The following is a 25,769-nucleotide window of genomic DNA, read 5'->3' as shown; positions in this document are numbered from 1 at the left end:
CCGAGAATGACAAGCATGTTTCACTCGATGCCTCGATCCTTCCTTTTTTCCGCTTTGCTGCTTTCCGCCCTCGGCTCAACGGCCGCGCTTGCGCAGTCCGGCAGCTCGGGCGGCAGCATCGGCAATGACGAGAAGTCGCTGTCCGGCTCGCGCGCCGCGCCCCGCTCGGTCGAGACCGATCGACCGGCCCGGCGCACCAAGCCGGAAGCGGACGAGCCGCGCCCCGCCGCGCGCAAGAGCGGCGGTGGCGGTAGCGGTAGCGTCGACGGCGCCTGGGTCGTCACGTCAGTCGGTTGCGGCGGCACCGGCTCCGGCGCGGTCGTGATCACGAGCGGCAGGATCATCGGCGAAGGGCTCACCGGATCCGTCAGCCCCAGCGGCGCGGCGCGCTCCGTTTTCCAGGCCAACGGCTTGACCTCGATCGGGTCGGGTCGGCTGTCCGGCCGCAGTGGTTCGGGAACGTTCCGCCGCTCCGACGGCTGCGGCGGGACCTGGTCCGCCACCAAACAATAGCGCTGCCCCGGACCCTGAATTTGTAGATCAAGAATTTGGACATGCCCGACCATGCACACGATGCTTCAGCCGAACATCCGAATGACCCTGCTCTCTGCCCTGCTCTGCCTTACCGGTTCGGCGGCCGCGCTCGCGCAGTCCGGCAGCAGCGGCGGCAGCATCGGCAATGACGAGAAGTCGCTGTCCGGGACCCGCCAGGCGCCGCGCGCCGTCGCACCGTCAAAGCCTGCACGAAGCTCGGAGGCGCCGCGCCGCGCGACGCGGAAAACCAGCGGTGAAGGCGGCGGTGGCGGCAATTTCGATGGTTCGTGGGTGGTTGTCGCCGAGGGGTCGCCTTGCGGCTCCAGCACCGAACGGCTGGTGATCTCAGGCGGCAGCATTTCGGGAGAGCTGAGTTCCGGACGTGTCAGCCCCAATGGGTCCACGACGGGAAGCGGATCGGCCCGAGGCTTGAGCTGGACCAGCTCGGGCCGTTTCTCGGCCCGCAGTGGCTCCGGCTCGTTCGTGCGATCTGACGGATGCAAGGGCCGCTGGACCGCGTCAAAACGGTAGGCCGTTCCCTGACCGAACCAGCGCGATTTCTGGCCACCGGCGCGCCGCAATTGCGGGGCGTCGCAAGCCCCAATTAAGCCCTACCCGCTCCGGATTTGCGGCGCATTGCGACCCAACTCTTTACCGAGATTGGCGTCACCAGCGTTTGCGTAAAAAAGAATACCGGGGACGCGTATGTCAAATCGTTCAGCGAAATTCGCTGCGGCGCTTGCCGCCAGCATCCTGGCCGGCGCCAGCTTCAGCGCCATGGCCCAGACGGCCGCCAATACGGCGAGCACCAATACGGCGAATACGGCGGACACCTGTCTGTCCGCTCCCAAGGCAACCGCGCCTGCGGGAAGCCACTGGTTCTACCATCTCGACCGCACGAAGAAGAAGTGCTGGTATCTCGGTGAGGCCAAGGACAAGGCTGCCAAGACCACGGCCGCGCAGCAGCAGCCGGCCGCCGCGCCCGACACGGCCACGGCCGACGCGGCGCCGCCACCTACCAAGCCGACGCCGCAGCCGGCGATGCGCAAATCGGTCTCCGATGCCCATGCCGAATGGCCCTCGCCGCAGGCCGCGGCCGCGCCGGTCGCAGGCCCCGATGCCGGTCAGGCCCGCAGCACGGCGGCAACCGATCCGGCGGCGTCTGCTGCGCCGCCCGACGCGACCGCCCAGCCGTCGGCCGTGAACACGAGATGGCTGGATGCGTCGAGCATGGCCGGAACCAACGGAACCCGGCACACCGCAGACCAGCCGACGGTGGTCGCGCAGGCGGATACAACGCCGCAACAGGCGGCCGCGACCGCTCCTGCCGCCTCTGCCGCGGCCGAAGCGCCCGCGGAGAAATCGTCGTCCTCGACGCAGATGCTGCTGATCGTGATGGTCGGTGCCCTGGCGCTGGCCGGCCTCGTCAGCGCGCTGGTGTTCGGCCTGACGCGCACGCGGACGCCGCCTTATGAAATCAAGGAGGAGTGGCGCGCGCCCTGGGATTCACTCCACACCGAGCCGGCACCACCGATGTCCGTGGTCGGCCGCGACCGTCCGCTGCGCCTGTCCGAGGCAGCGCCGCGCCGCTCCGAGACACCGGTGCCGCGCCGCTCCGAGACACCGGCTGCGCGCCGTACCGAGACGCCGGTTGCGCGTCGCGAGACCGCGCGCGATCTGGATCAAAGGGAGCAAGACAACCAGCAGATCGCAGCCATGCTGCAGCGGTTGGCGCGCAGCGCGGCGAACTAGACTGCGCTCGAGCGAGGACATGAGACGTGATGCGATCCCCGCGATCGCATCACGATCGCGGTCAGCTACTTCTCGAGCTGACGCTGCAGGCCGCGCACGAATTCAGTGAGGCCGGTGCGGCGCTCACGCTTGAGACGCTCCGCCTTCAGGATCGATTGCACCTCGGCGAAGGCGTCGTCGACGTTCTGGTTGACGACGATGTAATCGTACTCCGCCCAGTGGCTCAGCTCATGGGTGGCGCGGTTCATCCGCCCCCGGATGACCTCCTCCGAGTCCTGCGCACGGGTATGCAGCCGCTTCTCGAGATCGGCGGCTGACGGCGGCAGGATGAAGACACTGACCACGTCGGCACGCGCCTTCTCGCGCAACTGCTGGGTGCCCTGCCAATCGATGTCGAACAGCGCGTCCTGGCCGGCCGCGAGCGCCGCCTCGACCGGCGCGCGCGGTGTGCCGTAGCGATTGTCGAACACGGTGGCCCATTCCAAGAGCTCGCCCTGCTTAGCCATCGCCTCGAACTTCGCCTTATCGACGAAGAAATAGTCGCGGCCCTCGACCTCGCCCGGCCGTTTCGCGCGCGTGGTCGCCGACACCGACATCTTCAAATCCGGCATGCGCTCGATCAGCATGCGCGACAGCGTCGTCTTGCCGGCGCCCGAGGGCGACGACAGGACGAACATCAGTCCGCGCCGCTCAACGCCGTCAAAACCCTGCGCCGTCATCATTCACTCCAGATTCTGGACCTGTTCGCGGAACTGCTCGACCACGTTCTTCATCTCAAGTCCGGTATTGGTCAATTCGACGTCGTTCGATTTCGAGCAGACGGTGTTGACCTCGCGATTGAACTCCTGGGCGAGGAAGTCGAGCCGCCGTCCCACCGGGCCGCCCTTGCCGATCATCTCGCGCGCCTGGGCGATATGCGAGGCGATGCGGTCGAGCTCCTCGCGGATATCGGCCTTGGTGGCGATCAGGATCGCCTCCTGGCTCAGCCGGTCGGCATCGAAGCGATCGGAGGTCTCCAGCAGCGCCGCGATCTGCTCGGCAAGCCGCGCCTTGATCGCATCGGGCTTGCGGCCCGGCGCCGCCTCGGCGCGCCTGGCGAGCCGCTCGATCTCGTCCATCCGCTGCATCAGGATCGCGCCCAGCGCATCGCCTTCGCGGCGGCGCATCTCGACGAGGCTGCCGAGCGCCTGCTCGAACGCCTTCGCCGCCGCCTCGCGTGCCGCCTTGTCCTCGTCCTCGTTGCTGTCAGGCTCGACCACCTCGATGACGCCCTTGATGCCGAGCAGCCCATCGATGCTCGGCGCCACCGCGTCGATCCGCTGCGCGAGCTCACCTGCGACCTTCACGACGGCAGCCAGCACGTCCTCGTTGATCCGGATGGTCTGCGCCGCATCGGTGCGCTTGACGGTTAGATTGGCGTAGACCGTGCCGCGCGACAGCAGCTCGCCGGCGCGCTTCTTGGCGAGGGCTTCCAGTTCGTCCCAGCCCGGCGGCAGCCGCAACCGCAGGTCAAAGCCCTTGGCGTTGACCGATTTCAGCTCCCATTCGAACGTGTAGGGACCGCTTCCGCCATGGCTTCGGGCAAAGCCAGTCATGCTCGACAGCGCCATCGCGTGAAACTCTCCAACAGAAGGATATGGCACTCACCCGGAGCCTAACGAGACTCGGGGGAGCCGGTGCGACCTTAAAACGGATTCCGTGAAAGTGGAATTACGTCCACCCCCGGAAAATGCAGAGCTGGGGCTTGATCCGGAAAAGTGTGCAGCGGCTTTCCGGAAAGATCATGCTCAAACAAGAAGCTAAAGCGCGACGACGATACAGCCCAATTGCATCGCGCTCTAGCGCTGCACAACGGGCGGCGAATTGGTCTGCTGGGCTGCGCCCTGGCGACCGCTGCGCGGCGGCTTCTTCTGATTGGCGGGCTTCGGCGGCGTGGCCGCCGTGGGATTGTTGTCGGCTGCGCCCGGCGCCGCGGCGGCCGGCGCCGGATCATCCGCGGGCTCGACGGTGTCGTTCTGGATCTGCTTCTCCGAGGCGCGCAGCTTGGCGACGTTCTTCGCGTGCTGGTCGTAGGTCTCGGTAAAGGCGTGGCCGCCGGTTCCGTCGGCGACGAAGAACAGGTCGCGGGTGCGCGCCGGATTGGCGGTTGCCTCCAGCGAGGCACGGCCGGGATTGGCGATCGGTCCGGGCGGCAGGCCGTCGATCACATAGGTGTTGTAGGGCGACGGCTGCGTGATCTCGCTGCGCTTGATCGGGCGCCCCAGCGTACCCTTGCCGCCCACCAATCCGTAGATGATGGTCGGATCGGACTGCAGCTTCATCTTCTGGCGCATGCGATTGACGAACACGGCGGCGACGCGGCTGCGCTCGTCGGAGCGGCCGGTTTCCTTCTCGACGATCGAGGCCAGCGTCACCAGCTGGTCCGGCGATTTCAGCGGCGTGTCCGTGTTGCGGCGTTCCCATATTTCGGCAAGCACGCGCTTCTGCGCCTGCTGCAGGCGCTGGATCACCTGATCGCGCGTGGTGCCGCGCGGGAATTTGTAGGTCTCCGGCAGCAACGTGCCCTCGCGCGGAATCTCGCGCACCGAGCCGGTGAAGATGTCGTTGTCGGTGAGCCGCGTCACGATCTGCTCCGAAGTGAGGCCTTCGGGAATCGTGATGGCGTGCTGCACCACCTTGCCGTCGACGATGGTGGCAATGACGTCGCGCAGGCTGGCGTTCTTCTGGAACGAGTATTCGCCGGGCTTGAGATCGGAGCTCGCCTTCAGTGCGAACACGCTGCCGATGAAGATCCACGGATTGACGTTGATCACGCCCTCGCGCGAGAGCACGTCGGCGATGTCACGCTTGCCGGCGCGCGCGGGGATGTTGACGATCTTGTCTTCCTGCAGCGGGCCCGGCGATTCCAGCGTCTGCCTGCCGTAGTAATACGTCGCTCCCGCGCCGATCATCAGGATGATCAGGATGGTGAAGATGGCATTGCCGACGATCACGAAGGGATTGCGGGCACGATCCGAGCGCTTGGGCGGCGGCGGAACCTGTTCGGGCTCCAGCGCGGCACGTGGACTCCTCGGTGAAATGGGCGGCCTCTCACTCATCGATGCAAACCAATATCCTGCCGGTTGAATCGTGGCCGGACAAACCCCTGCCCTGCCAATAGCATACGCCCGCTATTAGGAGTCACCGCGGAATACGGCAAAACGGTGGACTAGTTCTAAAGACCTACTAATTGGTCACGCGCTGCACGATCACGGAGGCGTTGGTGCCGCCGAAACCGAAGGAATTGGAGAGCGCCACATTCACGTCACGCTTGCGCGACGTATGTGGCACAAGATCGATCGCCGTTTGCACCGACGGGTTGTCGAGATTGATGGTCGGCGGCACCACATTATCGCGAATCGCAAGCACCGCGAAGATCGCCTCGATCGCGCCGGCCGCTCCCAGCAGATGTCCGGTCGCGGACTTGGTCGACGACATCGAAACCTTCGAGGCCGCATTGCCGAGCAGACGCTCGACCGCGCCGAGCTCGATCTCGTCGCCGACCTGCGTCGAGGTGCCGTGCGCATTGATGTAGTCGAGATCGGATGCCGCGAGGCCGGCGCGCTTCAGCGCCATGCTCATGCTGCGGAAGCCGCCATTGCCGTCCGGCGGCGGCGAGGTGATGTGAAAGGCATCGCCCGACAGGCCGTAGCCGGTGACCTCGGCGTAGATCTTCGTGCCGCGCTGCTTGGCGTGCTCGTATTCCTCGAGGACGAGGACGCCGGCGCCCTCGCCCATCACGAAGCCGTCGCGATCCTTGTCGTACGGCCGCGATGCCTTTTGCGGGGTGTCGTTGAAGCCGGTGGACAGCGCGCGCGCCGCGCAGAAGCCGGCGATGCCGATGCGGGAGATCGGCGATTCGGCGCCGCCCGCGAGCATCACGTCGGCATCGCCGAGCGCGATCAGCCGCGCCGCATCGCCGACCGCATGCGCACCGGTCGAGCACGCCGTGACGACCGCATGATTGGGACCCTTCAGGCCGTGCTCGATCGAGACGTAGCCGGACGCCAGATTGATCAGGCGACCCGGAATGAAGAACGGAGAGACCCTGCGCGGTCCACGCTCCTTCAGCAGCACCGCGGTCTCGGCGATGCCCGTGAGGCCGCCGATGCCGGAGCCTATCATCGTGCCGGTGGCGAATTGGTCCTCATCGGACTTCGGATGCCAATTGGCATCGTCAAGCGCCTGCCTGGCGGCGCACATCGCGTAGAGGATGAAGTCGTCGACCTTGCGCTGGTCCTTCGGCTCCATCCACTGATCGGGATTGAAGGTGCCGTTGGAGCCGTCGCCGCGCGGAATGTAGCAGGCGACCTGGCTCGGCAGGTCGGACACTTCGAACGTGTCGATCTTCTTGCCGCCGCTCTCGCCGGCGAGGATGCGCGTCCAGGTTGCGTCAACGCCGCAGCCGAGCGGTGTAAGCATGCCCAGCCCCGTGACGACAACCCGTCTCATTTCCACGCCTCCGGCCAGCAATGGGCGGCTAATAGTAAGAAACCGGGGGACCGCTCAACCGCGGTCCGTCCGGCTCCATCAACTCCGCGATCGGCGTCAGCTCTTCGCGTTCTTCTCGAGAAACTTGGTCGCGTCGCCGACGGTGAGAATCGTCTCCGCCGCGTCGTCGGGAATCTCGCAACCGAATTCTTCTTCGAAGGCCATCACGAGCTCGACCGTGTCGAGGCTGTCGGCGCCGAGGTCATCGATGAAGCTCGCGCCATCGACCACCTTCTCGGGTTCGACACCAAGGTGCTCGACCACAATCTTCTTAACCCGCTCGCCAATCTCACTCATCGTTCAACCTCGTTGTTCCATTGGACCCGACCCCAAGACGATACGAGCCATCGTGGTCGTCTCGATTACTCAGTCGCGCATAGTCTTGATTCGGCCCGGTCGTAGCCGACTAAAGCCCCGGCGAACGGCAGGCGTCGCCACGCCAATATACAGGGTTTCAAAATCCTGCAATGGCGTTCTTTGCCCATCCATGGGGGGTTCAGCTATCATACTTCCCAAGCCTTGACTACACGCCTGAACCGGCTCCCGAAAACGGCTTTTCGCCGCATTGCGAGAGCCAGTAAGCAGCTCAAATCATAGCCATCCCGCCGTTGACGTGAATGGTCTGTCCGGTGACGTAGGCAGCCTCGTTCGAGGCCAGATAGACCGCCGCCGCAGCGATGTCCTCGGGCGTTCCAAGCCGCGCCGCAGGAACCTTCGCCAGGATGGTTTCGCGCTGCTTGTCGTTGAGCGCATCCGTCATCGGCGTCTTGATGAAACCCGGCGCGATGCAGTTGGCGGTCACGCCGCGCTTGGCGTATTCGGCACCGAGCGTCTTGATCAGGCCGATGATGCCGGCCTTCGAGGCGGTGTAGTTGCCCTGCCCCGGATTGCCGGTGACGCCGACGATCGAGGTGATCGCGATGATGCGGCCGAAGCGCTTGCGCATCATCAATTTGGTCGCCGCGCGCGCGAGGCGGAATGTCGCGGTCAGGTTGACCGCAATCACGTCGTCCCAATCCTCGTCGCGCAACTGCACGAACAAATTGTCGCGGGTGATGCCGGCGTTCGCGATCAGGATGTCGACCTGCCCCATCGCAGCTTCCGCTGCCGGCACCAGCGCCTCGACATCATCCTTGCTGGAGAGATTGCACGGCAGCACGTGAACGCGCTCGCCGAGCTTGGCCGCAAAGCCGTCCAGCGCCTCGCGCCGCGTCCCCGAAATCGCAACCGTCGCGCCCTGCGCGTGCAGCGCCTGGGCGATCGCGCCGCCGATGCCGCCGGTTGCGCCCGTGACGAGCGCCGTCTTGCCAGTCAGATCAAACATCGAATTCTCCTCCCGGCTGCTTCAAGCCGAAGCTGCGAGCGCGTCCTTGGCCGCAGCAATATCGTTCGGGCCGCCGACGGACACGCCGACCGCGCCATCGGCGATGCGCTTGACGAGGCCGCTCAGCACCTTGCCGGCGCCGATCTCGAAGAACCGCGTCACGCCCTGCCCTGCCATATAGGCGACCGACTCGCGCCAGCGCACCGTGCCCGTGACCTGTTCGACCAGGCGGCGGCGGATCTCGTCGGGATCGGTGATCGCCGAGGCCAGCACGTTGGAGACGAGCGGCGCCGCGGGCGCCTTGATCGTGACGCCGGACAGCGCCTCGGCCATCGCATCGGCCGCCGGCTGCATCAGCTTGCAGTGGAACGGTGCCGACACCGGCAGCAGCATCGCGCGCTTTGCCCCTTTGGTCTTGGCGATCTCGACGGCGCGGTCGACGGCTGCCTTGTCGCCGGAGACCACCACCTGGCCGCCGCCATTGTCGTTGGCGGCCTGGCAGACCTGGCCCTGCGCCGCCTCATTGGCGACCGTTACCGCCGCCTCGTAATCGAGGCCGAGCAGCGCGGCCATCGCGCCGGCGCCGACCGGCACCGCCTTCTGCATCGCAAGCCCGCGGGTGCGCAGCAGCCGCGCGGTGTCGCTGACGGTCAGGCTGCCGGCGGCGGCCAGCGCCGAATACTCGCCGAGCGAGTGCCCGGCGACAAAGGCCGCGTTGCGGCCGACCGAGAAGCCGGCTTCGCTCTCGAGCACGCGCAGGGTGGCGATCGAGACCGCCATCAGGGCCGGCTGGGCATTTTCCGTCAGTTGCAATGTCTCGCCCGGACCATCCCAGATGATCGCGGTCAGCTTCTCGCCCAGCGCGGAATCGACCTCGTCGAACACCGCCCTGGCGACCGGAAAGGCGTCGGCCAGGGCCTTGCCCATGCCGACCGCCTGCGAGCCCTGCCCGGGAAACGTAAATGCTGCCGTCATCGGCGATCCCTACCTTGTTGAGCGTGATCCCCGCGCAGGCGCTTGGCGCCCGCCGCAGGGGAAACGGTATCCGCGTCGCGCGAAACGCGCCACAGCGGGTCCGGGCCCTGCCGTGCACCTCGGCCCTGGACCGGGCCGTAAGACACTGATGGGGGGCGCGATGTCAAGCCGCGCGGGAGGAACCCTGGGGATGCCGGACGGGCTTCCGCCCTAGAACCCGCCGGCATTCTGGTCGGCGTTAACCTCGGCGCCGGCCCTCGCCCGGCGCGCGCTGTTGACCAGTTGCCCCGGACGATCCTCGTGGGCGGGCCTGGCCGTCGCAAGCCGCAGCACGGCGGCGTAGCCCGGCTGCACCTCCATCCGCTCGGCATAACGGCTTCCGCTCAGGATGCGGTGGACGCGCGGCAGGTTGTAACAGGGCACGTAGAACAGCAAATGATGCTCGAGGTGATAGTTCACGTAGTACGGCGCGATGAAGAGACGCTCGAGGACATTGGCGCGCGTGGTGCGGGTGTTGCGCAGGGGATCGGAGCTGTCGGGCACGACGGCATGTTCGGCAATGTTGCGGATCCGCGTGATCACCATCATCCAGGTGAAGAGCGGCACCAGCCACAATAGCGGATAGGCCCACCACACGCCCGCGGCGGCAAGCCCTGCGAACAGCAGCGCATTGGCGACGCATTGCGGCCCGAGCTTGTCCCAGAAATTCGCGGCACGCTGCGACAACGGCCAGTCCTTCGGCCCGAGTGCGTTGAGCAGTTGCGCCTTGCGCTGCTGGTAGCCGGTCTGCCCGGTGATATCGCGGAAGAATTTCCGGCGGTAGCTCACCTTCGTGATCGGAAACGGCGCCGACAGCACGAGATCCGGATCGTCCTCCTGCTGCGTCCGCGCATGATGCTGCAAATGGTAGCGGCGATAGCCGCGAGTTTCGGCGAAGATCGGATAGGCACAGAACCATTGGCTCAGCGTGAGATTGGTCTTCTCGTCCGCCGAGAGACAGCCATGCGCGCCGTCATGCATCAGGATCGCGAGCCCTAGCTGCCGCGAGCCGATGATCGCGACCGCAAGCAGATAGGTCAGCGGATTGGGCCACCAGGCGACCAGCGCGATCGCCACCAGGATCAAGGCCCAGGCATGCGCGATCAGCGCGACGCCCTTCCACGTGGTGCGCTCACGGACCGCCACCAGTTCGTCTTCGGTGAGAAAATCGCGGGCACGCATGCGAAGCGCGGTCATGAGCTGGTCTCCCCGTCCGTGCAGGGTAAATTGTCGCGATCGCCGACCAGGCGCAGGCGCGATCCATCATTGGCCGACGTCGATGTTGCGGTCGCCTGCTCGCCGAGCGCGCGCAGCAATTCGCGGCACATCTCCTCGGAGCCGCGGCCCATGGCAAAGCCTTCGACGATCACGCCGATCGCAATCGCCCAGAAGCGCCGCGAGCTCTCTTCCGGCGCGCGCAGCGAGCGCCAACCGTGCCGCTCGACCTGGCCCGCATAAGCGCGTGCGCCTTCGCTGTGGAGACGTTCGATGGTGCGCTCGACCAGCGGCGCGAGATCCTGGCGACGCCGCGTGAGCGTCAAAGCCTCGGCGAAGAAGGCGACCGTGTCGGTTGCCGTCACGGTCTCGGCCAAAGCGCGCGTGTACTCCCGCGGCGTCTGTGCCTGCAGCGCAGCCTGCTCGGTCGCGCGCGCCAGATAAAGCATGTCGCGGCTGGCGGCTTCGACGAACAGCGCCTCCTTGGTGCGGAAGTAATAGGTGATCTGGCTCGGAAAGGCGTCGGCGGCTGCGGCGATATCCGAGATCGACGTGCCCGAGAGCCCCCGCTCCTTGAACAGGCGGCTGGCGGCATCGAGCAGCAACGAGCGCATCTTGCGCCCCGCCGACCGTGTCGCGCGGACGGCGTGCTTCGGATCGGACGCGGACATGCCGCTGGTGGTCTCCGAACCCATTGATCGTTCTCCCGGAGATATTTGTATGATATACAAACAAAGAAATCAACATGGAACTCCGGAATTGGGCTATGGAGCGCCGGAGCGGCCCGCCTCCTCGCGAAATCCCGGGGCTGACAACCCTTGCCTTCGCGGCCAAAATCCGTATAAAGCGCCCCATTCGTGGGCTCCGGCCGAGAGCTGAACGGACGGTCTCAGCAAATTCACCCGTTGATTTTGATGTGGCAGGGCCAGTCGGCCCGTCGTCCCGTGCTCCCGCCTTCTGAGCAGCTCGAGTCCTTTCCGAAGGTCTCGAAGGGCTTGTCGCCGGAAACCCGCGCCAACACAGGAAAGGACAACCATGCCTCTTTATGAGCATGTTTTTCTCGCGCGTCAGGATGCGAGCACCCAGCAGGTGGATGAACTGACGGCTCAGATGACGGGGATCGTCGAGCAGGGCGGCGGCAAGGTCACCAAGACCGAGAGCTGGGGCGTGCGCTCCCTCACCTACCGCATGAACAAGAACCGCAAGGCGCATTTCGTGCTGATGAACATCGACGCACCGTCGGCTGTCGTCACCGAGATCGAGCGTCAGGAGCGGATCAACGAAGACGTCATCCGCTATCTCACCGTGCGCGTCGAAGAGCACGAGGAAGGCCCGTCCGCGATGATGCGCAAGGCCGACCGTGACCGCGAGCGCGATGACCGCGGCGGTGGCTTCCGCGGCGACCGCGAAGGCGGCTTCCGTGGCGACCGCGAGGGTGGTTTCCGTGGCGACCGTGGCCCGCGCCGTCCGCGCGAAGAAGAAGCTGCGACCGAGGAGTAATGAATCATGGCTGATGCTGGTGCCCGCCGTCCGTTTTTCCGTCGCCGCAAGTCCTGCCCGTTCACGGGCGCGAACGCGCCGAAGATCGACTACAAGGATTCCAAGCTGTTGATGCGTTACGTCTCCGAGCGCGGCAAGATCGTGCCGAGCCGCATCACGGCGGTGTCCGCCAAGAAGCAGCGTGAGCTCGCCCGCGCCATCAAGCGCGCGCGTTTCCTCGGCTTGCTGCCCTACGTTATCAGGTAAACGTTTCCGGCCGGCGGCACGCGCCGCCGGCCGCTTATTCTCATAAGGCTTCCGGGTCGTCCGGTCGCCGATGGTTGGGGTTCTCGACAGAGTGCCTCTAACCGCTCGAAAGGAGCGGGACAGCTGATGATCGCGATACTCATCGTTGCACTTGCAGCCGGCGCCGCGTCGGCGCTGATGTTCGCCTCGATCGTTTCGGGCGCGGCGGTCTCGTTGCTGCTCGCCTATTTTGCTCCGCTGCCGCTCATGGTGGTGGCGCTCGGCTGGGGTCCGCTCGCCGCTGTGTTCAGCGGCATCATCGCGACCGCCGCGCTGACAACCCTCCTCGGCCTGTCCCACGGCGTCGGCTTCGCAATCGGGGTCGCATTGCCGGCCTGGTGGCTCGGCCACCTCGCCATGCTCGGACGGCCGGGCGCGACCACAGCGGCCGCGGGCAGCGCCGCCAATCTCGAATGGTATCCGGTCGGTCGCATCCTGATCTGGATCGTGGCCATAGCGGTCCTCACGACGGCGGGCATCCTGCTGTCGTTCGGTGCAGACGTCGACGCCATCGCCGAGACCATCCGGCAGGGCCTGCGCGAGATGATGCGCCAGACCGACGGCAATATGACGGCCGAGCAAATCGATCAGCTCGCGAGGCTGTTCGTGTTCCTTGCCCCGCTGGCGCTGCCGGTGAGCGTGACGATGATGTTCACGCTGAACCTGTGGCTGGCGGCGAAGGTCGCACTGACATCCAGACGCCTGCATCGGCCATGGCCGGACCTGCGAAGCACCGCGCTGCCGCCGGTCACGCTCGCGATCCTGGCCGCAGCCGTCGCGTTCTGCTTTGTCGGCGGCACGTTCGCAATGCTGGCAAAGGCGGTCGCGACCGCGTTGCTGTTCGCCTACGCGCTCGTCGGCTTTGCCGTCCTGCATGTCCTGACCCTGTCGGCCAGCAACCGCACCCTGTGGCTCGTCTGCGTCTATGCCGTCATGTTCGTTTTCAGCGGACTGATCCTCGTGATGGCTGCGCTTGGCATCGCCGACGCCGTGTTCGGACTGCGCCAGCGCTATCTGCAAACAAGACCGCCGCCTTTGCCGGTGGCGTGACATTCGATCCAACCACTTCAACCCGATACTTTGCATCTAAAGGAGAACGAAAATGGAAGTCATTCTGCTCGAACGCGTCGCCAAGCTTGGCCAGATGGGCGAAGTCGTGCGCGTCAAGGACGGGTTCGCCCGCAACTTCTTGCTGAAGCGCGGCAAGGCGCTGCGCGCCACCGACGCGAACCGCGCCAAGTATGACGGCATGAAGGCCGAGCTCGAGGCGAACAACATCAAGGCCAAGGGCGAAGCCGCCGTGGTCGCCGAGAAGATCGACGGCCGCGACGTCGTCATTATCCGCCAGGCCTCCGAATCCGGCCAGCTGTTCGGCTCGGTCACGGTGCGCGACATCGTCGTTGCGCTGGCCGCCGACGGCGTCACGGTTGCCCGTCCGCAGGTCTGGCTCGACTCGCCGATCAAGACGATCGGCCAGCAGAAGGTGACGATCGCGGTTCACCCCGAGGTCGAGACCAGCGTCACCGTGACGGTCGCCCGCTCCGCCGAAGAGGCCGATCGGATCAAGCGCGGCGAGGACATCTCGACCCGCCAGGAAGACCAGGACGCTGCCGCCGAGGCGATCGCCGCCGCTGGCGAGTTCTTCGATCCGGAAGCCCAGCACGACGAAGCCGAGCCGGCCCCGGCTGCCGAAGAGAAGTAAGCTTCTCTTCATCACTCCACCGACTGAAGCCCGGCCCCATCAGGCCGGGCTTTGGATTCGTGCCGCCGCCTGATTGTCGAGCATCGCGATCGACGCCAGTGCTGTCGCGGTGTGCTTCTCCTTGCCGTCGATGATGCAGAACACGTCGGCTGCAACGACGGCGACCTGACGTCCCGGCTTGATCACCCGCGCCCGGCAGATCAGCCGATCGCCCGACGCCGGCGACAGCAGGTTGAGCTTGTACTCCGCCGTCAGCGCCGGCTGGCCGCGCGACGTCGCCGCCGCGATCGTGGTGGCGTTGTCGACCAGGAACGCCGTCACCCCGCCATGAAACAGGCCGTGCTGCTGCAGCAGCTCCGGCCGCCGGTCGACCGCGAGCGTGCACGCGCCGCGCGACAGTTCGGCCACCTCGGCGCCAACGAGCCCCATGAATCCCTGACGGCCGACATTGTCGCGGATCCGCGTTGCGATCGGCGCAAAGTCCGGATCGGTCTCGCTCATGACGTTCCTCCTCCTCGCTCCGACGCCCCCGGCGCCACCACCGCGCGGATCGCGCAGGCGATCAGCGTCTCGACCTGTTCGCGCGGATCACTCTGATGGCGGCCCGACAGATAGGCGCGGCAGAAGATCTGCGCCGGCCCGATGATCTGGCTGAAGAACAGCGTCGCGCTCATCGGCAGCAATTCGCCGCGCGCGAGCAGCGGTGCACGCCAGCGCTCGATGCCGTCAGTGAGCCGCGAATTCTCGGTGCGCTGTGCGCCGCGCACCTCCTCGCCCCACTCGCTGCGCGAAATCTCGAACAGGAAGCGCGCCTCGCGCCTGAAGGTCACGACCCAATCGAGATGGGCGTGGATCAGCCGCGCAACGCCCTCGGCGGCGGCGCAGCTGGCGTCGACCGAGGTGATGATCGCTGCGTGATAGGCCTGCAGGATCTCCAGGAACAGGGTTCCGGCGAGCTCCTTCTTCGAGGCGAAGAAATGAAAGAAGCTGCCGTTGGAGGCGCGCGCCCGGGAGCGGATCTCAGCGACCGTTGCGCCCTCGAAACCGTCGCGGTCGAACACCGCCAGTCCCGCCGCCAGCAGATCTTCGCGCGCCGTGGTCAACCTGCCTCACTCCTGACTAGATTATTACTCTAGAGTATTGCTCTAATGGCTGTCAAACGATAACGCCGGACCTCGCGGCCCGGCGTTGGCAATTACCTCGAGGTCGGAGCTTCCGGTGGACCGGAGCCCGGCGTCGTCGGGGGCGGTGGTGGCGGCGGCGCCGTTGCGGTCACCGGCGGCGCGGCGGGTGCCGGAGCGGGAGACGCGGCTGCGGCGGGCTCGGGTGATGACGAAGCGGCGGGCGCCACCGGCGTTACCTGCGGAACCGGATCAGGCCGCGCCGCGGCCGGCTCGCCGCTGCTCTTGGGCGCATCGACCTTGGCCGTGTCAGGTTCGCTGGCGGGCTTCGCCGGCTTCTCGGTCTCACCCTTGTCCTCGTGCTTGACGGCGGTCTGGGCCTTGGGCTCGTCGCCCGTCGCCGCGCCTTTCGCCTCTCCCTTGGGCGCCTCGTCGGACTTCGGCTCGTCGACCGGCTTGCCGCGACGGCCGTGCTTCTGGCGCGACGGCTTGCCCTCGCCGGCGGCCTGCGGGGTCTGGCCGTCCTCCGGCTTGGCGCCGTCGGGCGCCTCGCTCGGACGCGCCATCCGCCTGCCGCGATGGCGTCCTTCACCTGGAGCCGGCGTCAGACCGTCCGCGTCGGGCTTCGACGCTTCATTGGCGCCTTCCTGCGGCGCAGCACCCTGACGCTGGCGGCGCGGCGGACGCTCGGACGGCTGCTGCTCCGGCGACTGGTTCGCCTCCTGCCGGCCTTCGCGCGCGCCCTGCTTTGAGCCCTTGGGCTGATCCTTGGCCTGGTAGCGCGGATCGTTGGCACCGTTCGAAATCAGAAAGGACGAGAGCACTCCGGCCATGTCGCTGGACGTCGTGTAGTGCTGGCGCAGGAAGCCCGGCAGCGAACCGGCCGGCACGGTCTTCAGCAGGCCGCGCGGGCTCTTGTGGCAGGCTGTGCAGGTGTTTGCGAAGATCTGGGAGGGGCTTTTGCCGGCCTCGAGGTTTTGCGCTTGCGCCGATACGGCTGACAGGCAGCCAATCAGAAGCGTCACCGTCGCCAGACTGAGGGCTCGGCTCAACATTCCTTAAGTCTCCAGATTCCGGAAAAATCGCCGCCTGCGCCTCATGGATCGGCCGCGGCGGTGACCTTTTAGCCGATTATCACGCGAATGGAAGCGCGCGCATGACGCATCCACGCAATTGTCACATTTTGGAATATCGGCTTTGACCACAACGCAATAGCGGCTTTTAATTCCCTGCCTATGTTGAGGATGGGGACACATTGGAGTGATCAGCTCCGGTGGTGTCGGTGTGCAGCTTGCCGTTCCGTTGGTGTTTCGATGGACCGATTGTTGCGATTCTTCTTGGGGCGCTTCATCCGCCGCGGCTCGATCACGTTCACGACCGCGAGCGGCGCCCAATTCGCCTGCGGTGACGGCACCGGCGAACCCGTTGCCGCGCGCTTCATGACCCGAGGGGCTGAAGTCCGCGTTCTGGTCGATCCCGAGCTCTATCTCGGCGAAGCCTTCATGGACGGCACGTTCGTGGTGGAACAAGGCACCATCGCCGAGGTGCTGTCTGTCCTGATGGGCCAGGCGGCAATGTTGCCGAACTTTGCCAGGCTGCAGGCCTGGGTGCGTTTCCTTGGACGGCGCGCCCAGCAGATCAATGTGCGCGGCCGCTCCAGGAGCAATGTTGCCAGCCATTACGATCTCGACGGCCGCCTCTATTCCCTGTTCCTTGACGCGGACAAGCAGTACAGCTGCGCCTATTTCGAGACGCCGGACGCGGCACTGGACGATGCCCAGCTCGCCAAGAAGCGCCACCTCGCCGCAAAACTCCTGATCAAGCCCGGCCACCGCATCCTCGACATCGGTTCCGGCTGGGGTGGGCTTGGGCTCTATCTCGCCGAGATGAGCGGCGCCGACGTCACCGGCGTCACGCTGTCGACCGAGCAGCTGCAGATGTCCAAAGCCCGGGCGGCGGAGCGGAACCTGTCGCATTCGGCGCGTTTCCTGCTCGAGGACTACCGCGACATCCCCGGCCCGTTCGACCGCATCGTCTCGGTCGGCATGTTCGAGCATGTCGGGGTCGCCTACTATGAAACCTTCTTCAAGCGCTGCGCCGAGCTCTTGAGCGACGACGGCGTCATGATGCTGCATTCGATCGGCCGCTCGACCGGGCCCGATGTCACGAGCCCCTGGATCCGCAAATACATCTTCCCCGGCGGCTACATTCCCGCGCTCTCCGAGGTGATGCCGGCGATCGAAAAGGCCGGCTTGCTGATCTGCGACATGGAGATCCTGCGCCTGCACTACGCCGAGACGCTGAAGGCGTGGCGCGAGCGCTTCATGGCGCGGCGCGAGGAGGCTGTGCGGCTCTACGACGAGCGCTTTGCCCGGATGTGGGAATTCTATCTGGCGGCCTCGGAGATGTCGTTCCGGGTGCAGAACATGATGAATTTCCAGCTGCAGCTCACCAAGCGCCAAGGCGTGGTCCCGATGACCCGCGACTATATCGGCCGCGAGGAAGCCCGGCTGCGGCTCAAGGAGGCCGGCGCCGCCAAGCCCCGGCTGCAACTCGCCGGCGAATAAGTCTGAAGGAATGCTATCTGCTAGTTGCGCAGGCTGAAGGCGGACCTGCAATGGGCGAAGGTCGGGGCCGGACGCGCCAGATGGGCCGCGGCCGCCGAGATCAGCCGGGCATCGCAGGGAACACTCCGGACCTCCGGACGCGCCGCCTGCTCCATGGCCTCGACAAGCGCCGCCAGCCAGCGGCGGTCCATGCCACCTGCCCGGCCGGGCTGAATTCGCGCTGTCTGAAACTCGTGAGCCATGGTCCCCGTATCTTCCCTGAGCGAATACAACCCGGAATCCGCCGGGTCGTTCCCGCGAACCTGACGCAAAGAAAGTGCGCCAGGTGTGATCTGCTTCACAGAGGTCCGCCCCGATCTGTCGTAGAGGTCCGGAATGACCCGAGAAACGCACCAGACGATGTTGGACCCGCAACGCGACCTCGTGACCGACTACGCCCTGATCGCAACCGGCGTGGCGGCCGCCTTGATCGCACTGGCTTTCCTCATTCTGGTCTGAGGAACCGGGGCCAGCAGCGACTTCGCTTCGGATTGGGCGCGGCAGCCCGACAAAAGGTTCAGGCCGCCTCCAATTTTTACCAACGACATCCCTGATCGGCCGCGCTCCCCTCGGTTTCGGGCAAAACCCCGTCAAGCGGAATGCATTCGGCCGTGGCGGATTCACACATCGCGTTGTGTGAATCGTGCATAAGGCACATCCGTCCTTTCGCTTCGTGCCGGGCTGGCGCTTGATCGCCGCCCCACATCCGAAAATCGCAGTAACGACGAAATCAGAAGAATAAGCTCGTCCATGGCCTTGATTGATTCGAACGTCCACAAGCTCGCGCCCGACGCCGCGTCCCCGACCTATCGGAGTGCGCCGCACAACATCGAAGCGGAACAGAGTCTTCTGGGCGCGATCCTGGTCAACAATGACGCGTTCTACCGCGTCTCCGACTTCCTGGAGCCGAAGCATTTCTTCGAGCCGCTGCATCAGACGATCTACGAGACTGCCAGTTCCCTGATCCGGATGGGCAAGGTCGCGACCCCCGTGACCCTGAAGACGTTCCTGCCGGCCGATACCGACATCGGCGGCATGACCATCAGCCAATACCTGGCGCGGCTCGCAGCCGAAGCGACCACCATCATTAACGCGCAGGATTACGGACGTACCGTCTATGATCTCAGCCTGCGTCGCGACCTGATCCGGATCGGCGAGGACATCGTCAACGTCGCGTTCGACGCGCCGGTCGACTTTGCCCCGCGCGCGCAGATCGAGGATGCCGAGCGGCAGCTCTACAGCCTCGCCGAAACCGGCCGCTACGATGGCGGCTTCCAGCGCTTCGCGCAGGCACTCACCGTCGCCGTCGACATGGCGGCGAAGGCGTTTCAGCGCGACGGCAAATTGTCCGGCATCTCGACCGGCCTGCGCGACCTCGACGCCAAGATGGGCGGCTTGCAATCCTCCGACCTCATCATCCTTGCCGGCCGTCCCGGCATGGGCAAAACCTCGCTTGCCACCAACATCGCCTACAATGTCGCCAGAGCCTATGAGGGCGAGGTGCAGGCGGACGGTACCACCAAGGCGATCAACGGCGGCGCGGTCGGCTTCTTCTCCTGCGAAATGAGCGGCGAGCAGCTCGCCACCCGTATTCTCGCCGAACGCTCCGGCATCCCCTCGAGCTCGATCCGCCGCGGCGGCATCTCCGAGCTCGATTTCGAGAAGATCCGCGACTGCTCGATCGAGTTGCAATCGCTGCCGTTCTACGTCGACGAAACCGGCGGCCTCTCGATCTCGCAGCTCACCGCGCGAGCGCGGCGGCTCAAGCGTCAGAAGGGTCTCGACCTGATCGTGATCGACTACATCCAGCTGTTGCAGGGCTCGGGCAAGAAGGGCAACGACAACCGCGTGCAGGAAATCACCGAGATCACCACCAATTTGAAGGCGCTGGCCAAAGAGTTGAACGTCCCGATCATCGCGCTGTCGCAGCTGTCGCGTCAGGTCGAAAACCGCGAAGACAAGCGGCCGCAGCTCTCGGACTTGCGTGAATCCGGCTCGATCGAGCAGGACGCCGACGTCGTGATCTTCGTGTATCGCGAGGAATATTACCTCGCCAACAAGGAGCCGCGCGCGGGTACTCCGGAATACGAGAAGTGGCAGATGGACATGGACCTTGCCCACGGCAAGGCCGAAGTCATCATCGGCAAGCAACGCCACGGCCCGACCGGCACGGTCGATCTGCACTTCGAGGCCAGCGTGACGCGCTTCGGCGACCTCGCCCCCGACGGCCAGGTTCCGGATCGCCACTATTGATGCTCTGACGCGGTTGAACGCCGCAAGCGCGACGCGTAGAAGTGCGGCATGAACATCGTGACCGACGCGAAATCGCAGCTGACGCCCGAAGCCAGTTTGCTGCCGGCCCATCCGACCGCCAGCGGTATCCTTACCGTCGACCTCGACGCCATCATCGCCAACTGGCGCAAGCTCGAGAAGACCGCAGTCCCGGCCGAATGCGCCGCCGTGGTCAAGGCCAACGCCTATGGCTGCGGCGCCGAGCAGGTCTCGCGGGCGCTGGCCAAGGCCGGCTGCAAGACCTTCTTCGTCGCCACCGTCGAGGAGGCCGCCGTGGTGCGCGCGGCCGTTCCCGAGGCCACAGTGTATTCGCTGGGCGGCTTCTTCCAGAACACCGGCGACGCCTACGCCAGGATCGATTGCAAGCCGGTGATCGGCGATCTCAACGAGCTCGCCGAATGGGACGTGTTCTGCCGCCGCTCCGGCTGGTCCGGCGGCGCCGCCATCCATATCGACACCGGCATGAACCGGCTGGGGCTCACGGTCAGCGAGGCCCAGGGCATCATCCCGCGGATCAATGCCGGCGACCACGGCATCACGCTTGTCATGAGCCACCTCGCCTCCGCCGAACTGCTCAACAGTCCTGCCAACGCCAGGCAGCTTGCAAGCTTCCGCGAGATCGCGAGCCTGTTCACCGGCGTGCAGGCGTCGCTCGCCAACTCCTCCGGCGTGTTCCTCGGCGCCCCGTTCCAGTTCGAGATGGTGCGGCCGGGCTGCGCGCTCTATGGCGTCAATCCGACGCCCGAAGCCGACAACCCGATGCAGCAGGTCGTGGACCTCAAGGCGCGCATCGTGCAGATCCGCAACATCGATCGCGGCGAGACCGTCGGCTATGGCGGCACCTGGACCGCGCGGCGGCCGACCCGGCTTGCGATCGTCTCCGCCGGCTATGCCGACGGCTATTTCCGCGCCGCCAGCGCCAATGACGGCACCCGCGGCGCCGAGGTCGTGGTTGCCGGCAAGCGCTGCCCGATCGCCGGCCGCGTCTCGATGGACCTGATCGCGGTCGACGTCACCGATCTCGACAAGAATGCCGTGCGGCGCGGCCACATGGTGACGCTGATCGGCGAAGGCATCACGGTCGACGAGGTCGCGCATCATTTCGGCACCATCGGCTATGAGGTGCTGACCAGCCTCGGCCGCCGCTTCGTGCGCATCTACAAGGGCGGCGATGCCACAGCCGCACGAAGCGATGCCGTCGAGAAGAGCGAGGCGATCGCCGAGAAGAGCGAGACAGCTGCCGCCGCACCTGCAGCGCCGCCTGCGCTGCCGACAGCACTCGCTGCGCCACCGCCATTGCCCGCCGAACCGACCGCGCCATCCACTTGACGCGATCGATCGGCGCGATCGGCTGCACGCATGAAGATCGCGACCTTCAACATCAACAATATCAATCGCCGGCTGCCGAACCTGTTGCGCTGGCTGAAGTCGGCGAAGCCCGATGTCGTCAGCCTGCAGGAGCTCAAGGCGTCCGACGCAGAGTTTCCTGCTGCCGCGATCGAGAAGGCCGGCTACGGCGCGGTGTGGCAAGGACAGAAGACCTGGAACGGCGTCGCCATCCTGGCGCGCAAGGCCGAGCCGGTCCTGATCCGCACCGCGCTGCCCGGCGACCGCGACGACCACGAGGCGCGCTACATCGAGGCCGCGGTGCGCGGCATCGTCGTCACCAGCCTCTATCTGCCGAACGGCAATCCGCAGCCCGGACCGAAATTCGATTACAAGCTTGCCTGGTTCAAGCGGCTGCGCGCCCACGCCGCCAAGCTGCTGAAGCAGGACGTCCCCGTGGTGCTCGCCGGCGACTACAACGTCGCGCCGACGCCTCTCGACATCTATCCGACCCGCTCCTGGGACAAGGACGCGCTGATCCAGCCGAAGAGCCGCGACGCGTTCAAGGCGCTGGTCGATCAGGGCTGGTGCGACGCGATCCGCACGCTGCATCCGGATGATCAGATGTTCACCTTCTGGGACTACAAGCGCAACCGCTGGCCGCGCGATGCCGGCCTCCGGCTCGATCATCTGCTGCTCAGCCCCCAAGTGGCGCCGCGGCTTGCGAAAGCCGGCGTCGACCGGGATGTTCGTGGCGAGGAAGGCGCGAGCGATCATGCGCCGGCGTGGGTGGTGTTGAAGTGATGGATGCTCATTGTTGACGTCGTCCTGGCGAAGGCCAGGACCATAACCACCGAGCTTTGTTATGAAAGGGGATCGCGGCCCCAGCGTCGCACGACAATTCGTATTTGGGGTAATGGGTCCTGGCCTTCGCCAGGACGACGATCAGGATGGTTCTCGATTCAATCTGTCAAACAGCTCGTTCGGTGTCATCGCCCGGCTTGGCCGGGCGATCCAGTATTCCAGAGACAGTCGTAGTTGAGCGGATGGGCCGCGGCGTACTGGATCGCCCGGTCAAGCCGGGCGATGACAGTTGTGGATGGGGACGCAGCTTCGTAGTTGCCCGACGGGCAGTTTTTGCATGGCTCGCCGAGGCCAGCCGATGCAGGCGAATGCGCTTCGCATGTGGCGGGCCGGGTACAGCCTGGGGTGGTGCAAATCGACTACAATCGCGCCGATTTGATTCATGCATTGGGTCTGCCCATGAAGTCCTATTTCGCCGCCGCGTCGATGCTCATGTTCGGCATTGCCAGCGCGTCCGCTGCCGACCTCGCCGCCCGCCCCTACACCAAGGCGGTCCCGATCGTCGCCACCGCCTATGACTGGAGCGGCTTCTATGTCGGCGCCAACGGCGGCGGCGGCTGGAGCCGGAAATGCTGGGACGTGGTGCCGTTCACGATCACCAATCCGACGCTCGGCGTGCTGAATTTTGCCGGCCCCGAGGGTTGCCACACGGCCTCTGGCGCGACCGCCGGCGGCCAGATCGGTTATCGCTGGCAGCAGGCGACCTGGGTGTTCGGCGTGGAAGCGCAGGGTAATTGGGCCGACCTCTCCGGCTCGAATCCGTCCGTCGCCCCGCTGTTCGCGGGCTTCGCCAACCGCTCGAAGATCGATGCCATCGGCCTGTTCACCGGACAGGTCGGCTATTCCTGGGGCTCGTTCCTGCTGCACGCGAAAGGCGGCGCGGCCGTCGTGCGCGATCGCTACGAGAGCTTCATCACACCGGCGTTTGGTCCCGGCGTGCCGGTCGGATTCATCGCCGATCGCGGCGCCGAGACGCGCTGGGGCGGCGCGATCGGCGCCGGCGCCGAATATGCGATCGCGCGCAACTGGTCGTTGGCGGTCGAATACGACCATCTGTTCATGGGGACCAACAATGTTCGCATGACCTACGATCCGGCTTTCATCGCCCAGCTCAACCATGACGAACGCATCCGCCAGGACGTCGACATGGTGACCGTGCGCGTCAACTACCGGTTCGGCGGCCCGGTCATCGCGAAGTACTGACGCGCCTCACGATCGCATGTCCGTGGTTCAGGGGCGCCCTTGCGCCGTCTCGAACCATCAGGTCACAGTGAGCTTCCGATCCCGAGACTCGCATCCAGCGCGGCTCGGAATCACGTCCCGGAGCGCGCAGGTGGGCTTCCTCTTCGTCCTCATCGTCGGCCTGGTCGCCGGCACCATTTCCGGCATCGTCGGCACCGGCTCGTCGATCATGCTGATGCCGGTGCTGGTCTATCAGTACGGGCCGAAGCAGGCGGTGCCGATCATGGCGGTCGCCGCCGTGATGGCCAATCTGTCGCGGATTCTCGCCTGGTGGCGCGAGGTCGACTGGCGCGCCTGCGCGGCCTATTCGATCACGGGCATTCCAGCCGCAGCGCTAGGCGCACGGACGCTGCTCGCTTTGCCCTCGCATGCGGTCGATATCGCGATCGGCGTGTTCCTGATCGCGATGGTGCCGGCGCGGCACTGGCTGGCGCGGCACGAGCTGAAGGCCAATCTCTGGCATCTGGCCATCGGCGGCGCCGTGATCGGCTATCTCACCGGCGTCGTGGTCTCGACCGGCCCGCTCAGCGTGCCGCTGTTTTTGTTTTACGGCCTGTCCAAGGGCGCGTTCCTCGCCACCGAAGCGGCAAGCTCGCTCGGGCTCTATGTCAGCAAGTCGGTGACGTTCGAGCGCTTCGGCGCGCTGACGCCTGACATCGCATTCAAGGGCCTGGTTGCCGGGGCATCGCTGATGTCCGGTGCCTTCATCGCAAAACGCTTCGTGCTGCATCTGAAGCCCGAAGCGTTCCGCCTGATCATGGACGGCATCATGCTGGCGGCCGGCGTGTCGCTGCTGTGGTCGGCGGCGACGTCGTAGGCTTAGCGTCGTGCGCATCAAACGCCACGCATTCCTCATTCCGTGCTAATGGGTGTCGCGGATTCGAAATCACCGCTGAACCAATCCCGTCATGGCCAAATCGACCCTCTCCTTCGTCTGCCAGAACTGCGGCGCGGCGTATAATCGCTGGCAGGGCAAATGCGATTCCTGCGGCGAGTGGAACACGCTGGCCGAGGAAGACACCACGGGCTCGGTGCCGGTCTCGATCCGCTCCAAGCGCAAGGGCCGGACGTTTGTGCTGGAATCGCTGTCCGGCAAGACCCAGGACGCGCCGCGGCTGTCGTCGGGCATGGCCGAGCTCGACCGCGTCACCGGCGGCGGCTTCGTCCGCGGCTCGGTGCTCCTGGTCGGCGGCGACCCCGGCATCGGAAAATCCACGCTGCTGACCCAGGCCACCAGCATGATGGCGCGCGCCGGCCATCGCGCGGTCTATATCTCCGGCGAAGAAGCCGTCGCCCAGGTGCGGCTGCGGGCCGAGCGGCTCGGGCTCGCCGACGCGCCGGTGCAGCTGGCGTCCGAAACGTCGGTCGAGGACATCGTCTCGACGCTGTCGGAAGGCGCGGTGCCGCGGCTGATCGTGATCGATTCGATCCAGACCATGTGGACCGACACCGTCGAGTCCGCGCCCGGCACCGTGACCCAGGTCCGCGCCTCGGCGCAGGCCCTGATCAGGTTCGCCAAGAAGACCGGGGCAACGATCATCCTGGTCGGGCATGTGACCAAGGACGGCCAGATCGCCGGCCCCCGCGTGGTCGAGCACATGGTCGATGCGGTGCTGTCGTTCGAGGGCGAAGGCTCGCAGCAGTTCCGCATCCTGCGTTCGGCGAAGAACCGCTTTGGTGCGACCGACGAGATCGGCGTGTTCGAGATGACCGGGCTTGGTCTGCGCGAGGTCACCAATCCCTCGGAATTGTTCCTCTCCGAACGCGAGCTCGGCAGCCCCGGCACGGCGGTGTTCGCCGGCATCGAGGGCACCCGCCCGGTACTGGTCGAGTTGCAGGCGCTGGTGGCGCCGACCTCGCTCGGCACCCCGCGCCGCGCCGTGGTCGGCTGGGACCCGAGCCGGCTGTCGATGGTGCTCGCGGTGCTGGAAGCGCATTGCGGGGTCAAATTGTCCGGACATGATGTCTATCTCAATGTCGCCGGCGGCCTGCGCATCCAGGAGCCGGCCGCGGACCTCGCGGCGGCGGCCGCGCTGGTGTCCTCGCTGGTCAACGCGCCGCTGCCGACGGATGCGGTCTATTTCGGCGAGATTTCGCTGTCGGGGGCGATCCGCCCGGTGGCGCAGACCCCGGCCCGGTTGAAGGAGGCGCTCAAGCTCGGCTTCGGCCGCGCCATCCTGCCCGAATCGGTCCGCGGTGAGAGCGGCGGCGATGCCGGCCTAGCGCTGAACAGCGTCGGCAATCTGACCACGCTGGTCGCCGAAATTGCCGCACGCGGAACGCCCAGAGGCGGCCGGAATCCGTCTTCGGGCGACCAAGACGGTTCTGGGCGCGCTGAATCGGCTGGGAAAAATGCCACACCGGCCCGATTCCGTCGCGACAACGGCTAAAGCGGGCGTGACGTCTCAGCCCCTCGCCGCTATACATCCGCCGCGCGGGACAGGTGGTGTTGCGGACTTGCC

General features: G+C 66.0%; 28 protein-coding genes. 14 read left to right on the top strand and 14 right to left on the bottom strand.

The window, feature by feature from the left end; all coding sequences use genetic code 11:
• Positions 1 to 6 precede the first annotated feature (6 nt).
• The gene (locus G6P99_RS21410; protein ID WP_414645583.1) at positions 7 to 513 is read left to right on the top strand and encodes a hypothetical protein; all 507 of its coding nucleotides are present in this window, start codon (positions 7 to 9) and stop codon (positions 511 to 513) included.
• Positions 514 to 578: 65 nt separating this feature from the next.
• Here the strand turns inward: G6P99_RS21410 and G6P99_RS21405 are convergent, their stop codons facing one another.
• Entirely contained in the window at positions 579 to 1,115 is a 537-nt protein-coding gene (locus G6P99_RS21405; RefSeq protein WP_029083521.1) for a hypothetical protein, read from the bottom strand.
• 124 nt (positions 1,116 to 1,239) lie between these two features.
• On the opposite strand from G6P99_RS21405, the gene G6P99_RS21400 reads away from it, so the two are divergent.
• A complete protein-coding gene (locus G6P99_RS21400) occupies positions 1,240 to 2,286 on the top strand; it encodes a hypothetical protein (RefSeq protein ID WP_051346594.1) in 1,047 nt (348 codons plus the stop codon).
• Positions 2,287 to 2,351: 65 nt separating this feature from the next.
• Here the strand turns inward: G6P99_RS21400 and gmk are convergent, their stop codons facing one another.
• From gmk to G6P99_RS21355, 9 genes are all read right to left on the bottom strand, one after another.
• Complete coding sequence (gmk, locus tag G6P99_RS21395; protein ID WP_029083522.1) at positions 2,352 to 3,005, bottom strand: guanylate kinase; 654 nt, start codon at positions 3,003 to 3,005, stop codon at positions 2,352 to 2,354.
• Between the two features lie 3 nt (positions 3,006 to 3,008).
• The gene (locus tag G6P99_RS21390; RefSeq protein ID WP_029083523.1) at positions 3,009 to 3,896 is read right to left on the bottom strand and encodes a YicC/YloC family endoribonuclease; all 888 of its coding nucleotides are present in this window, start codon (positions 3,894 to 3,896) and stop codon (positions 3,009 to 3,011) included.
• 228 nt (positions 3,897 to 4,124) lie between these two features.
• Entirely contained in the window at positions 4,125 to 5,384 is a 1,260-nt protein-coding gene (mltG, locus tag G6P99_RS21385) for an endolytic transglycosylase MltG (RefSeq protein WP_029083524.1), read from the bottom strand.
• Between the two features lie 127 nt (positions 5,385 to 5,511).
• Positions 5,512 to 6,777, bottom strand: coding sequence for a beta-ketoacyl-ACP synthase II (fabF, locus tag G6P99_RS21380; protein ID WP_029083525.1), 1,266 nt, complete (start codon positions 6,775 to 6,777; stop codon positions 5,512 to 5,514).
• A gap of 96 nt (positions 6,778 to 6,873) precedes the next feature.
• Positions 6,874 to 7,113, bottom strand: coding sequence for an acyl carrier protein (locus G6P99_RS21375; RefSeq protein ID WP_011441358.1), 240 nt, complete (start codon positions 7,111 to 7,113; stop codon positions 6,874 to 6,876).
• Positions 7,114 to 7,402: 289 nt separating this feature from the next.
• Positions 7,403 to 8,140, bottom strand: a complete 738-nt coding sequence (fabG, locus tag G6P99_RS21370; RefSeq protein ID WP_165123384.1) for a 3-oxoacyl-[acyl-carrier-protein] reductase — start codon at positions 8,138 to 8,140, stop codon at positions 7,403 to 7,405.
• Between the two features lie 21 nt (positions 8,141 to 8,161).
• Entirely contained in the window at positions 8,162 to 9,115 is a 954-nt protein-coding gene (gene fabD / locus G6P99_RS21365; RefSeq protein ID WP_029083526.1) for an ACP S-malonyltransferase, read from the bottom strand.
• 210 nt (positions 9,116 to 9,325) lie between these two features.
• A complete protein-coding gene (locus G6P99_RS21360; protein WP_165123382.1) occupies positions 9,326 to 10,351 on the bottom strand; it encodes a fatty acid desaturase family protein in 1,026 nt (341 codons plus the stop codon).
• On the bottom strand, positions 10,348 to 11,064 hold the full coding sequence (locus tag G6P99_RS21355) for a TetR/AcrR family transcriptional regulator C-terminal domain-containing protein (RefSeq protein WP_165123380.1): 717 nt from the start codon (positions 11,062 to 11,064) through the stop codon (positions 10,348 to 10,350). The genes G6P99_RS21360 and G6P99_RS21355 overlap by 4 nt, the downstream gene beginning before the upstream one ends.
• Positions 11,065 to 11,404: 340 nt before the next feature.
• Here G6P99_RS21355 and rpsF point away from each other — a divergent pair, with 340 nt between their 5' ends.
• From rpsF to rplI, 4 genes are all read left to right on the top strand, one after another.
• Positions 11,405 to 11,869: a 30S ribosomal protein S6 gene (gene rpsF, locus G6P99_RS21350; RefSeq protein WP_029083529.1), complete on the top strand. Its 465-nt coding sequence runs from the start codon at positions 11,405 to 11,407 to the stop codon at positions 11,867 to 11,869.
• 6 nt (positions 11,870 to 11,875) lie between these two features.
• The gene (gene rpsR / locus G6P99_RS21345; RefSeq protein ID WP_016844287.1) at positions 11,876 to 12,115 is read left to right on the top strand and encodes a 30S ribosomal protein S18; all 240 of its coding nucleotides are present in this window, start codon (positions 11,876 to 11,878) and stop codon (positions 12,113 to 12,115) included.
• A 126-nt stretch (positions 12,116 to 12,241) separates the two neighbouring features.
• Positions 12,242 to 13,204 (top strand): DUF2232 domain-containing protein, encoded by a 963-nt coding sequence (locus tag G6P99_RS21340; RefSeq protein WP_029083530.1) that lies wholly within the window; start codon positions 12,242 to 12,244, stop codon positions 13,202 to 13,204.
• Between the two features lie 52 nt (positions 13,205 to 13,256).
• Positions 13,257 to 13,856: a 50S ribosomal protein L9 gene (rplI, locus tag G6P99_RS21335; RefSeq protein ID WP_029083531.1), complete on the top strand. Its 600-nt coding sequence runs from the start codon at positions 13,257 to 13,259 to the stop codon at positions 13,854 to 13,856.
• Positions 13,857 to 13,895: 39 nt separating this feature from the next.
• Here the strand turns inward: rplI and G6P99_RS21330 are convergent, their stop codons facing one another.
• The 3 genes from G6P99_RS21330 to G6P99_RS21320 all read right to left on the bottom strand — a co-directional run bounded on the left by G6P99_RS21330 (position 13,896) and on the right by G6P99_RS21320 (position 16,032).
• Positions 13,896 to 14,357 (bottom strand): PaaI family thioesterase, encoded by a 462-nt coding sequence (locus G6P99_RS21330; RefSeq protein ID WP_029083532.1) that lies wholly within the window; start codon positions 14,355 to 14,357, stop codon positions 13,896 to 13,898.
• Complete coding sequence (locus tag G6P99_RS21325) at positions 14,354 to 14,959, bottom strand: TetR/AcrR family transcriptional regulator (protein ID WP_029083533.1); 606 nt, start codon at positions 14,957 to 14,959, stop codon at positions 14,354 to 14,356. The genes G6P99_RS21330 and G6P99_RS21325 overlap by 4 nt, the downstream gene beginning before the upstream one ends.
• 92 nt (positions 14,960 to 15,051) lie before the next feature.
• Entirely contained in the window at positions 15,052 to 16,032 is a 981-nt protein-coding gene (locus G6P99_RS21320) for a hypothetical protein (RefSeq protein WP_029083534.1), read from the bottom strand.
• Positions 16,033 to 16,290: 258 nt separating this feature from the next.
• On the opposite strand from G6P99_RS21320, the gene G6P99_RS21315 reads away from it, so the two are divergent.
• Complete coding sequence (locus tag G6P99_RS21315; protein WP_029083535.1) at positions 16,291 to 17,544, top strand: SAM-dependent methyltransferase; 1,254 nt, start codon at positions 16,291 to 16,293, stop codon at positions 17,542 to 17,544.
• Positions 17,545 to 17,564: 20 nt separating this feature from the next.
• Here the strand turns inward: G6P99_RS21315 and G6P99_RS21310 are convergent, their stop codons facing one another.
• Complete coding sequence (locus G6P99_RS21310) at positions 17,565 to 17,786, bottom strand: hypothetical protein (RefSeq protein ID WP_156928832.1); 222 nt, start codon at positions 17,784 to 17,786, stop codon at positions 17,565 to 17,567.
• A 133-nt stretch (positions 17,787 to 17,919) separates the two neighbouring features.
• On the opposite strand from G6P99_RS21310, the gene G6P99_RS21305 reads away from it, so the two are divergent.
• The 7 genes from G6P99_RS21305 (at position 17,920) to radA (ending at position 25,697) form a co-directional block, all read left to right on the top strand.
• Entirely contained in the window at positions 17,920 to 18,042 is a 123-nt protein-coding gene (locus G6P99_RS21305) for a hypothetical protein (RefSeq protein WP_256372062.1), read from the top strand.
• 291 nt (positions 18,043 to 18,333) lie between these two features.
• Positions 18,334 to 19,836, top strand: a complete 1,503-nt coding sequence (locus G6P99_RS21300; protein WP_029083536.1) for a replicative DNA helicase — start codon at positions 18,334 to 18,336, stop codon at positions 19,834 to 19,836.
• Between the two features lie 48 nt (positions 19,837 to 19,884).
• Complete coding sequence (gene alr / locus G6P99_RS21295) at positions 19,885 to 21,204, top strand: alanine racemase (RefSeq protein WP_165123378.1); 1,320 nt, start codon at positions 19,885 to 19,887, stop codon at positions 21,202 to 21,204.
• Between the two features lie 30 nt (positions 21,205 to 21,234).
• Positions 21,235 to 22,005 carry an exodeoxyribonuclease III gene (xth, locus tag G6P99_RS21290; protein ID WP_029083538.1) on the top strand — a complete coding sequence of 257 codons (771 nt, stop codon included), beginning with the start codon at positions 21,235 to 21,237 and terminating at the stop codon, positions 22,003 to 22,005.
• A 459-nt stretch (positions 22,006 to 22,464) separates the two neighbouring features.
• The gene (locus tag G6P99_RS21285; RefSeq protein WP_029083539.1) at positions 22,465 to 23,268 is read left to right on the top strand and encodes an outer membrane protein; all 804 of its coding nucleotides are present in this window, start codon (positions 22,465 to 22,467) and stop codon (positions 23,266 to 23,268) included.
• Between the two features lie 130 nt (positions 23,269 to 23,398).
• A complete protein-coding gene (locus G6P99_RS21280; RefSeq protein WP_029083540.1) occupies positions 23,399 to 24,124 on the top strand; it encodes a sulfite exporter TauE/SafE family protein in 726 nt (241 codons plus the stop codon).
• A gap of 91 nt (positions 24,125 to 24,215) precedes the next feature.
• Positions 24,216 to 25,697 (top strand): DNA repair protein RadA, encoded by a 1,482-nt coding sequence (gene radA, locus G6P99_RS21275; RefSeq protein ID WP_029083541.1) that lies wholly within the window; start codon positions 24,216 to 24,218, stop codon positions 25,695 to 25,697.
• The last annotated feature ends 72 nt before the right edge of the window (positions 25,698 to 25,769 follow it).

Source organism: Bradyrhizobium sp. 6(2017), from assembly GCF_011058295.2.
Taxonomy (GTDB): Bacteria; Pseudomonadota; Alphaproteobacteria; order Rhizobiales; family Xanthobacteraceae; genus Bradyrhizobium; species Bradyrhizobium septentrionale.
The sequence above is the reverse complement of the archived record's forward strand: the minus strand, read 5'-3'. Positions and strand labels throughout refer to the sequence as shown.